Annotated in this window: 9 protein-coding genes; 7 read left to right on the top strand and 2 right to left on the bottom strand. The window is 47.5% G+C overall.

Annotated features, from left to right (window positions below):
* Positions 1–40: 40 nt before the first annotated feature.
* From ACOGW3_RS27240 to ACOGW3_RS27230, 3 genes are read left to right on the top strand one after another with little or no spacing between them, the layout of a single operon-like run.
* On the top strand, positions 41–1,183 hold the full coding sequence (locus tag ACOGW3_RS27240; RefSeq protein ID WP_419905798.1) for a thiolase family protein: 1,143 nt from the start codon (positions 41–43) through the stop codon (positions 1,181–1,183).
* Entirely contained in the window at positions 1,180–3,510 is a 2,331-nt protein-coding gene (locus tag ACOGW3_RS27235; RefSeq protein WP_419905797.1) for a 3-hydroxyacyl-CoA dehydrogenase NAD-binding domain-containing protein, read from the top strand. Before ACOGW3_RS27240 ends, ACOGW3_RS27235 begins: the two co-directional genes overlap by 4 nt.
* Positions 3,511–3,522: 12 nt before the next feature.
* Positions 3,523–5,940, top strand: a complete 2,418-nt coding sequence (locus ACOGW3_RS27230) for an acyl-CoA dehydrogenase (protein WP_419905796.1) — start codon at positions 3,523–3,525, stop codon at positions 5,938–5,940.
* Between the two features lie 14 nt (positions 5,941–5,954).
* Here the strand turns inward: ACOGW3_RS27230 and ACOGW3_RS27225 are convergent, their stop codons facing one another.
* The gene (locus tag ACOGW3_RS27225; RefSeq protein WP_419905795.1) at positions 5,955–6,767 is read right to left on the bottom strand and encodes a substrate-binding periplasmic protein; all 813 of its coding nucleotides are present in this window, start codon (positions 6,765–6,767) and stop codon (positions 5,955–5,957) included.
* 268 nt (positions 6,768–7,035) lie between these two features.
* Between ACOGW3_RS27225 and ACOGW3_RS27220 the strand changes: the two genes are divergently transcribed.
* Positions 7,036–7,572, top strand: a complete 537-nt coding sequence (locus tag ACOGW3_RS27220) for a YceI family protein (RefSeq protein WP_419905794.1) — start codon at positions 7,036–7,038, stop codon at positions 7,570–7,572.
* Between the two features lie 16 nt (positions 7,573–7,588).
* On the opposite strand, the gene ACOGW3_RS27215 is transcribed toward ACOGW3_RS27220, so the two are convergent.
* Positions 7,589–8,449 (bottom strand): LysR family transcriptional regulator, encoded by an 861-nt coding sequence (locus ACOGW3_RS27215; protein WP_419905793.1) that lies wholly within the window; start codon positions 8,447–8,449, stop codon positions 7,589–7,591.
* Between the two features lie 133 nt (positions 8,450–8,582).
* Between ACOGW3_RS27215 and ACOGW3_RS27210 the strand changes: the two genes are divergently transcribed.
* The 3 genes from ACOGW3_RS27210 to sthA all read left to right on the top strand — a co-directional run bounded on the left by ACOGW3_RS27210 (position 8,583) and on the right by sthA (position 13,072).
* Positions 8,583–9,851: an MFS transporter gene (locus ACOGW3_RS27210; protein WP_419905792.1), complete on the top strand. Its 1,269-nt coding sequence runs from the start codon at positions 8,583–8,585 to the stop codon at positions 9,849–9,851.
* Between the two features lie 90 nt (positions 9,852–9,941).
* Positions 9,942–11,429 carry a sulfatase-like hydrolase/transferase gene (locus ACOGW3_RS27205; protein ID WP_419905791.1) on the top strand — a complete coding sequence of 496 codons (1,488 nt, stop codon included), beginning with the start codon at positions 9,942–9,944 and terminating at the stop codon, positions 11,427–11,429.
* Between the two features lie 251 nt (positions 11,430–11,680).
* Positions 11,681–13,072, top strand: coding sequence for a Si-specific NAD(P)(+) transhydrogenase (gene sthA, locus ACOGW3_RS27200; RefSeq protein WP_419905790.1), 1,392 nt, complete (start codon positions 11,681–11,683; stop codon positions 13,070–13,072).
* Positions 13,073–13,156 lie beyond the last annotated feature (84 nt).

Raw genomic sequence — 13,156 nt, 5'->3', positions numbered from 1 at the left:
TCTTCTCATGAAAGCGCTTGAGAAAGCAAAGGATGAATAAATGGTCGATATTGTAATAGCAGGTTATGCAAGATCCGCTTTCCATTTTGCTCATAAGGGAGCTCTTGCGAAAATTCGCCCTGATGATCTCGTTGCTCAGGTAATTAAAGGTCTGGTCCATAAAACAGGAATAGAGGGCGGAGCTTTGGAAGCCGTCTTTATGGGGTGTGCTTTTCCAGAGGGTGAACAAGGCCTTAATGTTGCCCGACTAGCCGTATTCCTTGCTGATTTACCACAGTCGGTGGGTGGGGCAACGGTTAATCATTTTTGTGGTTCTTCTATGCAAGCCATTCATATGGCTGCGGGGGCGATATCCATGGGGGCAGGGAATGCCTACATCTGTGCAGGGATTGAATCCATGTCTCGCGTGCCAATGATGGGTTTTAATCCTCTTTTAAATCCTGCCCTGGCCCAAGATTTCCCACCTGCTTTTATTTCCATGGGGGAAACCGCAGAAAATGTCGCTGACAAATATGCTTTAACCCGCAAGGACCAGGATAGTTTTTCCTTGGAAAGTCACCAGAAGGCTGCTCTTGCTCAGGGAGCTGGAAAGCTTAGGGATGAGATCATCCCAATAGAAGATGAAATAGGCGCTGTCATCGACCATGATGGCTGTATAAGGGGTGGGAGTACTCTGGAGGGACTTGGAGGTCTTTCTCCTGCCTTTAAGGAAGAAGGAAGCGTCACGGCAGGGAGTTCATCACCGCTTACCGACGGGGCCTCTGCTGTGATCGTTTGCACGGCTGATTTCGCGAAAGAGCAGGAACTCCCGGTGCTGGCCAAAATTCGAAGCATTGCCGTAGCTGGGTGTGCACCGGAAATCATGGGCATCGGCCCGGTTGCTGCAACAAAAAAAGCTCTATCCAGAGCCGGGATCTCGATCAAGGATTTGGATGTTATTGAATTAAACGAAGCCTTTGCCAGTCAAGCAATGGCTTGTATTTCTGATCTGAATATCGATAGGGATAAGGTTAATCTAGATGGAGGCGCAATTGCCTTGGGCCATCCTCTCGGCGCGACAGGGGCCCGGATAACAGGCAAGGCAGCTCAACTACTCAAGCGTGAAGGCGGTAACTTCGCCTTGGCCACACAATGTATTGGTGGTGGACAAGGCATCGCAACCATATTGGAGGCCGCTGAATGAGGTCTATAGATAGGGTTGCTGTCATTGGTGCAGGTGTTATGGGCGCGGGGATCGCAGCCCAAGTTGCCAACGCTGGTGTCGAAGTTTTGTTATTTGATCGACCCCAGTCAGAGGGTGAAGATCGAAATGCCATAGCGAAAGGGGCCATTGCCAGTTTGCTGAAAAGCAACCCAGCAGCCCTTATGGTCAAGGGTAATGCACAGTTGATCACTCCGGTTAACACCGAAGATGATCTGGATAAACTTGGAACTTGCGATTGGATTATTGAAGCGATTATTGAAGATGTGGCGATCAAGCAAGGGATCTACCGGCAGCTTGAACAACACAGAAAAAAAGGATCAATCGTTTCCTCTAATACCTCAACCTTACGCCGTAAAGATTTGGTCGAAGGAATGCCATCTGGCTTTGGGCAGGATTTTCTTATCTCCCACTTTTTTAACCCACCGAGATATATGCGTTTATTAGAGCTCGTAGGAGGAGACGAAACTCCTGATGAGCTGATGGATCTCGTCGATAATTTTTGCGATATAAAGCTCGGTAAGGGTGTTGTCCGGTGTAAGGATACGCCCGGCTTTATCGCAAATCGAATTGGAATTTTCTGGTTACAGTGCGCTGTAATCGAAGCCATTGATCAAGGTATATCTATAGAAGTTGCTGACGCGGTTATCGGGCGTCCTTTTGGTATTCCCAAAACCGGTGTTTTTGCCCTTCTCGATATGGTTGGTCTGGACCTAATGCCCCATGTACTCGGCTCAATGGCCGAATATCTGGATGCCGATGATCCCTTTCATAAGATTTATCGAGAGCCGGTTTTAATCAAAGAAATGATTGCTGATGGCTATACTGGCCGAAAGGGAAAAGGGGGATTTTATCGGCTGAAGCCGGACAGCCCTGACAAGGTTAAAGAGGCTATTGATCTTGCAACAGGGAAATACAGCAAAGCCTTACGTCCCACTGTATCTATTGTCAAAAAGGCGGGGCGAAAAAATCCGCGTAAAGTACTCGATGATGATAGTGCGGCAGGGCGATATGCCTGGTCAGTCATGTCTAAGACCTTGTCCTATGCTGCTTCACTTGTGCCGTCGGTATCCGAAGATATTGGGGCGATCGATCAGGCGATGTGCTTGGGGTACAACTGGAAATATGGCCCGTTTGAGTTGCTGGACCAGATCGGAGTTTCCTGGTTTACCAAGCAACTTTCCGCGAAAGGGGAAGTTGTTCCAGAGTTTCTAACCAAAGTAGGTGGAGATGGTTTCTATCGTCGAAAGCAGGGGCAAAGAGAATACCTTTCAAGTGGCGGGCAGTATCACGAGGTTAAATCCCGAGTGGGTGTTCTCAAGCTTGAAGATATTAAAGCTCGTGGAAGGCCTGTTGCGAAAAATCCTTCTGCTTCTCTCTGGGATCTCGGTGACGATATTCTCTGTCTGGAATTTCATAGCAAGATGAATTCGCTTAACCTTTGGACGCTTAACATGATGGAAAAAGCGATATCCAAAATAGGTGAAAGTGAATTTAAGGCCCTGGTTGTCTATAACGATGGCTCTAATTTTTCTGTGGGCGCCAATATCGGTTTGATGGCTTTCGCAGCAAAAATCTGGGCGTTTCCCTTTATCGATTATATGGTTCGTCGCGGGCAGGATACCTATAAAGCGCTCAAATTTGCACCGTTCCCTGTTGTTTCTGCGCCTTCAGGGCTGGCACTTGGCGGCGCGTGTGAACTGCTTTTGCATAGTGATGCGGTACAAGCACATGCGGAGACCTATACGGGGCTGGTTGAGGTTGGAGTTGGGATAATTCCTGGTTGGGGAGGCTGTAAAGAGCTGCTTTGTCGGTGGGCACTGGCAAAAGATGGCCCCAAAGGCCCAATGCCCCCTGTGAGTAAAACTTTTGAACTCATCGGTTTGGCCCAGGTCGCAAAATCCGCTGCTGAAGCGCGGGAAATGAAAATCCTGCGCCCGTCTGATGGTATTTCCATGAACCGGGATAGAGTTCTTGCCGACGCAAAAGCTAAAGCCATTGATCTTGCGGAGGGCTATGTCGCTCCAGAACCTGTAGAAATCATACTTCCAGGTGAAAGTGGACAGGTTGCTTTAGATCTGGCCGTGTCCGGGTTTAGAAAATCTGGCAAAGCGACAGCTCATGATGTGGTTGTCTCTGCTGCGTTGTCTGAGGTCCTGAGTGGCGGAAATACGGATATGACTGCCAAAGTCAGTGAAGATACTTTGCTGGAATTAGAGCGCAAAGCTTTTCACAAGCTTTGCCGACATCCAGATACAATAAAACGTGTCAACCACATGTTGAAAACCGGAAAACCCCTTAGAAATTAGGAGAAGAGCCCGATGTTATTAATAACGGTCCTGCTTGCCATTCTGGTTATGGCAACTCTCTTATACGCTGGGCATGGTTATTGGGCGTGGGTATGCGCTCTATTAATATTAATTGCTGGGGGGCATTTTAGTGATGCGCCTACTGTTTTTACAGGATGGGCCATAATTTTTTCCGCAGTTCTATCAGCATTATTCGGCATTCATCAATTACGGCGGGGCGTTTTAACCTCAAGCTTGATGAGGATTGTCAAACGTAGTTTGCCGACAATGAGTGAAACCGAACAAACGGCCGTGGATGCAGGAACGGTTTGGTGGGATTCTGAACTTTTCAGCGGTCGTCCCGATTGGGAAAGGCTGGAGAAGTTTGATGTATCTGGATTAACCAAAGAAGAGCAGGATTTTTTGGATGGCCCTGTTGAGGAAATTTGTCGCAAAACGGATGACTGGAAAGTCGCACAAGATCGAGATCTTCCTGCAGAAATATGGCAGGAACTAAAAGATCAGAAATTCTTTGGGATGATTATACCTAAAGAATACGGCGGTCTCGGATTTTCTGCTCAGGCGCATTCTGACGTAATCTTGAAATTATCCTCCAGAAGTTTGCCATTGTCTGTTGTCGTTATGGTGCCAAATTCTCTCGGCCCCGCAGAGCTCTTGCTTCACTATGGTACAGAAGAACAAAAAGATCACTACCTTCCTCGATTGGCGAGAGGCGAAGAGATGCCGTGCTTTGCCTTGACGGAGCCCAAAGCAGGAAGTGACGCGGCCTCTATTCAAAGCTACGGTGTTGTTTGCAAGAGCAAAATTGATGGTGAGATGGTCTTGGGTATTCGCCTGAATTGGCGAAAACGGTACATTACCTTAGCTCCAGTAGCCACGGTTATTGGCTTGGCTTTCAAGCTTCATGATCCTGCGGGACTTCTTGGCGATAAGGAAGATTTAGGCATTACTTGCGCCCTTATCCCGCGTGAAACCAAAGGCGTGAAAATTGGGAAACGCCATGATCCCATGGGAATACCTTTTCCAAATGGCCCCATAGAAGGGAAGGACGTATTTATTCCTTTGGATTGGATTATTGGAGGACAAGAGGGTGTGGGACAAGGTTGGCGTATGTTGATGGAATCTCTTGCCGCTGGCCGGTCGGTATCGCTGCCTTCTTTGTCTCTTGGGGCGTCGCAACTTGCAACCAGAGTAACAGGCGCCTATGCCACTGTGCGCCGTCAATTTGGTGTTCCCATTGGGAAATTTGAAGGGGTAGCGGAACGTCTCGCACGAATAGGTGGGCTGACTTACGGGATGGATGCGGCACGTAAACTTACGTGTGCTGCGGTGGACGCAGGCGAACGTCCCTCTGTACTTTCGGCGATTGCCAAGGCATATCTGACGGAAAACATGCGCCTTGTTTTTCTTGATGCCATGGATGTATTGGGGGGAGCGGCAATTTGCCGGGGCCCAAAAAACCTTCTTAGCCGTGCCTATGATGGGCTTCCAATTGCCATCACGGTAGAAGGCGCGAATATTCTCACAAGATCAATGATTATCTTTGGGCAGGGATCTATACGGGGCCATCCCTTTGTTCCCAATGAATTGGAAGCGGTCGCTCAAAATGATCTCATCGCTTTTGACGAAGCCTTTTGGGGACACATTAATTTTACCTTGGGTAATGCAGTTCGGGCCGCGGTTGACGGTATCACAGGTGGGAGGTTGATCAGGGTTGAAGGAAATCCCGTTGCAAAGCGGCACAAGCAGCTCCTAACGCGTTACAGCTCTGCCTTTGTCATGGTGGCTGATTTCTCCATGCTGGCACTGGGCAGCAGTCTAAAGCGCCGGGAATCCCTCAGTGGTCGATTGGCTGATGCTCTCTCCTGGCTTTATCTCGCAACTGCCGCGGTGAAGCGGTTTGAGGATGAAGGCAGCCTGGAAGACGATGAAATCTATCTCGACTGGTTTTGTGCCTATGCCTATCAGCAGATTGAACAGGCGCTGATCACGATCACACATAATTATCCCATTGGGTTTTTGGGATTATCGCTCCGCCTGAAACTCTTTTTCTTGGGGCGATCGGCGCACGGACCAAGTGATAAGCAGAGTCTTGAGCTCGCTCGACGGGTCATGGGCGAAAAAGAGGGGAGAGAGCGCCTTACAAGTGACATCGCTATTCCACGTAATACCCATGAGGCTATGGGAGCTTTGGAAGAGGCCTATTACAAGGTGATTGAAATCGCCCCGATAGATGAACGCATTCGGGCGGCAAGAAAGGCAGGAATTCTACATGGTGTGGAACGGGATGATTTACCCAGGGTTGCCCAAGAAAGAGGTGTTATAACCGAGGATGAGCATCTACTCATACAAGAAGCGCAAAAGTTAGCAGATGCTGTGGTTGAAGTGGATGACTACACGGCTGCGGCTTATAAAAAGCTAAAGGGATAAAATGAAAGTGAGAACTATTGAGTGGAGTAAATTACCTCTTCTGGCGTGAGCTGCTCATACCAAAATTGTTCACCAACACCGTATTTTTCAAAATATCGTTTGGTTTCTCCTGCTTCTAGCATTTCCAAAAGAGCCACATTTAATTCTTGATAAGCCTTTGTTTGAGGGGAGTATTTAGGAACGCCATAATAATATCCCTCATCACCGTTTGTTATGACAAAATTGGAAAAAACGTAATTGTTATGGCCAGCGCGTTTGAGTGCTTCTTCAATCGCTTTCTTGTCGGCGATTGCCATAACTCTAAACCGACCAGCGCGGAACATTTTTGCCATGTTGTCATCGTCGATACTTTGAAGCCTTTTTATATCGTGATTTTCGTCAAAAACTTTTCCATATACCGTCCCTCGCTTTACTCCGATTGTATAGAGATAGAGGTCCTTGAATTCTTGAATTAGGTTGAGATCGTCTTTATGAACTAGAAAATGAATTTGACTTCTGTGATAGGCTACAGGCCCGATGTAATTGGAATAAAGAGCTCGATCTTCGGTAATCCTCATACGGGGTACTATCGCCGGGGATTTTCTTTGAAGTATCTGAAGGCTGCGGGCGAAAGGGACTTCTCTCCAAGCTATTTTAAAACCAGATTTTTGAGCAGCTTCCTCCAATATTTCTACCAAAATGCCGCTGTAACGTTGATCAGCTGTTTTCGTTAGGTAAGGCGGGCGGTCACGCCAATGCGCCGTTAATACGAGGTCCTCAGCAAAAGTTAAGCAAGAGAAGTTAATTAGCAGCAGTGAGAGTACCAGGGTAATAAAAGCACGGTGCATGGGTCTTCAATTCGAAATTCTCTGGATCCTTGTTTAAGGGTGAACTTATTTGATTAATATATAATAAGTTTCATTTAAGAGCTTCCTGAAGTTGATTAAGTTCCTTCAACCAATCGTGACGTGCCTTTACCCTCATGTTGATTTAGGTTTTGTGTCTGGTTTTTGAATAGGAATAGCAGTGTTGTTATATAGGAAACTGATCGCATCGTTGGTAATGTCGCTCGTACTGGTAGCCTGTGGCAGCCTGATCCCCTCTGGGCATCAAGAAGTGGAGATATCACAATGGAAAGGTGGTGCTTACAAACTTGATCCTGATCATGCGAGTTTACACTTTGCGATTAATCATCTTGGGTTCTCCAATTATATCGGACGCTTTAATACGCTGGATGCGTCGCTGGATTTTGACCCGGAGAAACCAGCGGATGCACATCTATCTGCCACAGTTCAGATCGATAGTCTCGATGTTAACAATCCAGAATTTGCGCAAGAGCTCAAAGGGAGCAGTTGGTTTAATGCCAAAGAGTTTCCTGTTGGCTATTTTGAGAGCACAGAGATAATCCCTACCGGTGATAAACAGGCAAAACTTATGGGGAACCTCACTCTCAAGGGTATTACAAGGCCGATGGTTTTTGATGTGTCTTTTAACGGAGGCGCGAACAATTTTCTGACTGGAAAATATACTATGGGGTTTGCGGCCAAGGGGATAATCAAGCGTTCTGAATTTGGTGTTTCTTCATTGGTGCCAGCTATTGGTGATGAGGTTGAATTACAGATTAATGCAGAGTTTTTGAGAATATCTAATTAAAAGTCCCTGGATATGCCTACTCTTCACTCTCTGAGGCCGCAACAATGCGCAATCCATCAAGAGCCTGATCGACGAGCTCTTTGTTGAGCGGATTCTTTGCATAGACCATATAGGCGGGGCGCTGGATTGTCGGCGTGCTGGGGACAAGGAATAGCACCTTTTCCGCAATGAGTGAGCGCACCACGCGCATGGGAAAGTAGCCAGTGCCACCATTTCCTAAGATATAACGTAACCCAAGATCTCCGAGGCCCACGTATATCGGTGTTGTGGACATATCAGGGAAGTGTTCGTTGTGGATGTTTTGATAGACATCGCCCCAATCAACAAAAATATAATCCTCGCGCCAATTGTCGTCTATGCTCTTAGCTGTCGTCGAGACCATGACCAGCTGCTCTTCCAATAACTTCTCTACTTTTAGGCCAGAAACTTGCCTGGGGCTATACATAACCCCAATATCGAGTACTCCGTCGGAGAGCTGGCGCATCATGGCCTTTGAATAATTGGTATCAAGACGTAGGGCCACACCCGGAGCATTGTTTCTCATCCAGGGCATCCAATGCAGGATTAATCGCTCCCAAAGACTGAATTGGGAGGAAAGGGAGACCGTCGCGTTGAGACCATGCGGGAGGCAGACTTCTTGTTTTGCCTGCTTCCATAAACTGAGCATGCTGGTGGTATAGCGTTGTAATTGCCGCCCTGCTGGGGTGAGCTCTACCCCATTGTGGTTGCGTTTGAACAAGGGGCGGCCCAGAGAGTCTTCCAATGCTTTAACGCGACCACTGATAGTGGATTGGGTCACGCTGAGGTTTTCGGCTGCTTTGTTAAAGTTTCCCGTATCTGCAATTTCAAGGAAAGTATCGAGGTGGGAGAGGTTCATGGCCTGTTCTCTGAGTAAACATTGGTATCGGAATTATCGATTAATCCTATCAGAAAATGCCGCTTCTCAAATATCTAAATTCTCCTAAGATTATTCTTTTTGTTCCAAAGAATTTTTGATCCGGAGTTTTATTATGTTTGTTCGCCACCCCATTTGGTTGCGGAGCGTTACCCGACCAGGGGCCGAATCTTTTGCATTGGTCTTCGCATTGGAATCTCTATCGCGATCTTTAATATCCTCTGTAATTCCCATTCAGTTGCTGCGCATACTTGGGGATACTCAGCATGTTTCGGCGATGTATTTTGGGGCCAGTTGTATTGGTTTGGTGGTCTCGCTTTTCTTGCCGTTGTTGGTCGAAATTGTTCCCAGGCGCTGGGTTTATTCTATAGGAGCCTTTTTATTTGTTACTGCCGCCTTGTTATTTATGGTGGACAGCGAAATTAGTCTGGCTTTGGGGATGTTAGCGCGGGTCGTTGGCTTGGTATCGACTACGATTTGCATGAATCTTTACATCCTCGACTATATTGCCAGAAAAGATTTGAGTAAGTCAGAACCAAAACGAGTGTATTATTCTGCCTTGAGCTGGACAGTTGGCCCTGTCTGCGGTGCCTTGTTGTTCAAGTGGGGAGGGGATTGGGCACCCTTTGCTGTCAGCGCTGTTTGTGCAGGCGTCATGCTGGGCTACTTTTGGTTTCTACGCCTTGGCAAAGATACCGTAATTCTTCCAGCCAAATCGAAAAAAACAAAAAGTAAGAGAGCGCAAAACCCCTTGGTTATGATAGGGCGTTACCTCAAACAGCCACACCTTAATACAGCCTGGATCCTTGCTTTTTGCCGTGCCGCCTGGTGGTCGATGTTCTTTATCTATACCCCGCTTTATGCGGTGGAAAGTGGCCTTGGGGAAGTCGTTGGCGGATTGATTGTCTCTGTAGGAAACGCCTGCCTGTTTTTCCTGCCGCTCTGGGTGAAGATTGTTCGGCGCATCGGCGCAAGAAAAACACTTATCATTGCGTTTTTTATCTCGGGGGTGGGGACGTCGCTGGTTTTCTTTGCCAACGGTTATGCTTTGCTTGGAGCTGGGTTCATCTTGTTCGCGGCACTGGGAATGTCATTTCAAGATGCAATAGGGAACCTTCCCTTTATGGCTGCGGTTCGTCCGCGTGAACGATCAGAAATGACATCTGTATTCAGTACATACCGAGATGCTTCAGAGTTAATTCCGCCCGGCATATTCGCTATTTTACTACGGTCATTTGAGCTGTCATCCGTGTTCTTGGTTACTGGCGGATTGATGTTTGTTGTGGCCGGATTTTCAAGAAAGCTCCATCCGCGTCTTGGGAAAGACCGGATAAAGTCTCAAGGTTTGCCTGAAATAAGTTCTGCAGCTGAAAAAACGATTTAGTCAAAGAGCTCTTAGGGGTTCGAACAATTTATATAGATGAACGGGATCAGTCCCAGATCTTATGGCAGGGGCGATTAAAGGAATAAAAAAATGGCACAAGAAGTTAGTGGTAAAAATTTACTGATTATTATCTCTGATGAACACCGTAAGGATGCCATGGGCTGTGTTGGTCATCCCATTGTTCAGACGCCTAATCTGGATGCGCTCGCAGCTCGGGGTGTCATTTTTGAAAATGCCTACACGCCGTCGCCGATGTGTGTACCCACCCGTGCGTCAATCGCCTGTGGGGACCATGTCCACAAGATCGGTAATTGGGATAGTGCTACCCCCTATGATGGAACAAAGAGAAGCTGGATGCGACAGCTTCGTGATGGTGGTGTCGAGGTTACGTCTATCGGAAAATTGCATTTTCGTTCAGCAGAAGATGACAATGGCTTTACCCAAGAGATCTTACCCATGCACGTCGTCGGTGGGGTCGGTTGGGCGCCCGGATTGCTTCGAAAAAAACCTCCTGAATTTTCATCAGCTTCTGAGTTGGCCGAGGATGTCGGAGCAGGTAGCAGTTCTTACACGGATTATGACCTTGCAATTACCGAGGCTACCGAAAGCTTTTTGAGGAAAAAAGCGGGGTCGGAAAAACCTTGGGCCGCTTTTGTCTCCTTGGTCAGCCCCCACTATCCCCTTACTGCGCCACATGTATACTATGACATGTATGATCCTTCTGAGATGGACCTCCCCATTGGATATGAGGAGCGCGAAAGCCCAAAGCATTCAGAACTTAAAAATATCGCAAATTTTTTTGATTACGATAAGTATTTTGATGAACATAAAATGCGCCAGGCCAAGGTGGCCTATTATGGGTTGACGAGTTTTATGGATAATTGTGTCGGTCGGGTATTGGCGGCGCTGGAAGAAAGTGGGCAGGCTGAAAACACTGTGATTGTTTATGTATCGGATCATGGTGACATGATGGGGGATCAGGGCTTTTGGACCAAGCAGGTCATGTATGATGCCTCCGCAGGGGTGCCGATGATTGCAGCTGGCCCTGGTTTTCCTGTTGGAAGGCAGGTTAGCACCGGTACTTCATTACTTGATCTTGCGGCTACAGCTCTGGATGTTACCGGTGTCTCTCATGACGATAAGAGCGAGGCACTTCCCGGTGTTTCCCTACAGAAAATTTCCCTCAGTGATGACAATACTGACCGAACCATCTTCAGCGAATACCACGATGGTGGATCAACAACGGGGACATTTATGGTGCGCTGGCAGGATTGGAAGTTTGTGTATTATGTTGGGCACGATCCCCAACTTTTTAATATGAGGGCAGATCCTAATGAACTCCAAAATCTTGCGATTGAAGGCGTGAATGACCCAGTGGTACGCGCTGCGTGGAAAGAAGGAGAGCGCCGGTTACGGGAAATATGTGATCCTGAGGCCGTGAATGAAACTTGCTTCACAGACCAGAAAAGGCGGATCGAACAGCTCGGAGGGGAAGAGGCTTGTCTCAATGCTTATGTCTTTAATCATACCCCGACGCCAAACGAACAGGAGGAAATGCGGGAAGGTTCTGCTTTGTAGTCTTTGGTTCTTTAGAATGAACCCGTAGGATTATTTGATCACTCGCATAAATCGTCCCGTTCGTAAGAGATCTAGAATACAAACTCCGGTCAAATTTTTATAGGTGATTGACCTTGATCAATCGTCTTTTAAGGATTCTTGGCCTATAAGGACGATGACGTTAAGGGCTTTGCAACGAAACTTTGCTTAGTCCTTTGTTATATTGTGATAAATCCTGTACTTTGCAGTTTGAATAATCCCTGGGGGAAAATATGGAACGTTATGAACTGATTGTTATAGGCAGCGGCCCTTCCGGACGTCGCGCCGCAGTTCAAGCTGCAAAGTGGAATAAACGCGTTCTCGTGATTGAGAAGAGCCCGGAGATTGGTGGGGTCTCTGTGCACACCGGAACTCTTCCGAGCAAGACCCTTCGGGAAACCGTTCTCAATCTATCTGGTTGGCGAGAGCGCGCATTCTATGGCCGCTCCTATCGGGTGAAAGATAATATTACGGTGAATGATCTTCTTGAACGTCTGCATATGACACTTCAGCATGAAGTCGATAATCTTGAGCACCAGTTTGTGCGAAATAAGGTTGAGTGGGTACAAGGTCTCGCCAAATTTGTGGAACCCCATGTGCTTGAAATTCTGGATGGTGAAGGGGAAAGCACGCAGGTCCGTGGCGATAAAATTCTCATTGCCACGGGAACCCAACCGCATCGTCCAGACTATATCCCTTTTGATGGCGAAACCGTTATCGACAGTGATGAAATCATCGAACTTAAAAATCTTCCGCGTTCTCTGGCCGTCATCGGTGCCGGAGTGATCGGGATTGAGTACGCGACCATATTCAGCGCCCTGGATGTTGCGGTTACGGTGATTGAACCTCGCGATACCATGCTGGATTTTATCGATCGAGAGCTGATCGCCGAATTCATGCATGTCCTTCGCCAGCAAAACGTCACCTTCCGTTTTGGCCAAGGTGTGTCCGAAGTTACAAAGGTCGAGGGTGGGGGGAACATCATTACCCTTGAGAACAAGCGTATCGTCAAAGCAGACATGGTATTGTTCTCCGCAGGTCGCATGGGGGCAACGGATAAGCTTGATCTGGATAAAGCAGGTGTAAAGGCTGACCACAGGCAACGCATTAAGGTGAACGAAAACTTCCAAACCGGGGTTGATCATATCTATGCAGCTGGCGATGTTATTGGCTTCCCCAGTCTCGCTTCTACTTCGATGGAACAGGGGCGTATTGTTGCCTGCCATGCCTTTGAGCAAGACGCGCATGATGCTCCAGAATATTTCCCCTATGGAATTTACTCAGTTCCTGAAGTCTCGACTGTCGGTATGCCAGAGGAAGAAGTTCAGCAGCGTGGAATTCCCTATGAATGTGGCATTTGCCACTTCCATGAAACGGCTCGTGGTCAGATCATGGGGCTGAATCACGGTATGATGAAGATGATTTTCTCTCTGAAAACACGCCGATTGCTCGGGGTGCATATTGTAGGTGAAGGCGCGACTGAGCTTATTCACATCGGCCAGGCTGTGCTCAACCTCAAGGGGACATTAGAATATTTTGTTGAGAATACATTAAACTATCCGACATTGGCAGAAGCCTACAAAGTCGCAGCGTTGGATGCATGGAACAGAATGCCTTCGGACTAATACGCTTGCTTTTAAAATTTGAAAAGTAGTCGATCTACAAAAGAGGAAACCATACGTTTCCTCTTTTTTCGTTTTCAAGGTTAA

Source organism: Kiloniella sp., assembly GCF_965205715.1.
GTDB lineage: Bacteria > Pseudomonadota > Alphaproteobacteria > Kiloniellales > Kiloniellaceae > Kiloniella.
The sequence above is the reverse complement of the archived record's forward strand: the minus strand, read 5'-3'. Positions and strand labels throughout refer to the sequence as shown.

Excerpts from the sequence above, each read along its gene's own strand:
- ACOGW3_RS27240 (WP_419905798.1), top strand. The coding sequence starts at position 41 with ATGGTCGATATTGTAATAGCAGGTTATGCAAGATCCGCTTTCCATTTT.
- ACOGW3_RS27235 (WP_419905797.1), top strand. The coding sequence starts at position 1,180 with ATGAGGTCTATAGATAGGGTTGCTGTCATTGGTGCAGGTGTTATGGGC.
- ACOGW3_RS27230 (WP_419905796.1), top strand. The coding sequence starts at position 3,523 with ATGTTATTAATAACGGTCCTGCTTGCCATTCTGGTTATGGCAACTCTC.
- ACOGW3_RS27225 (WP_419905795.1), bottom strand. The coding sequence starts at position 6,767 with ATGCACCGTGCTTTTATTACCCTGGTACTCTCACTGCTGCTAATTAAC.
- ACOGW3_RS27215 (WP_419905793.1), bottom strand. The coding sequence starts at position 8,449 with ATGAACCTCTCCCACCTCGATACTTTCCTTGAAATTGCAGATACGGGA.
- ACOGW3_RS27210 (WP_419905792.1), top strand. The coding sequence starts at position 8,583 with ATGTTTGTTCGCCACCCCATTTGGTTGCGGAGCGTTACCCGACCAGGG.
- ACOGW3_RS27205 (WP_419905791.1), top strand. The coding sequence starts at position 9,942 with ATGGCACAAGAAGTTAGTGGTAAAAATTTACTGATTATTATCTCTGAT.
- sthA (WP_419905790.1), top strand. The coding sequence starts at position 11,681 with ATGGAACGTTATGAACTGATTGTTATAGGCAGCGGCCCTTCCGGACGT.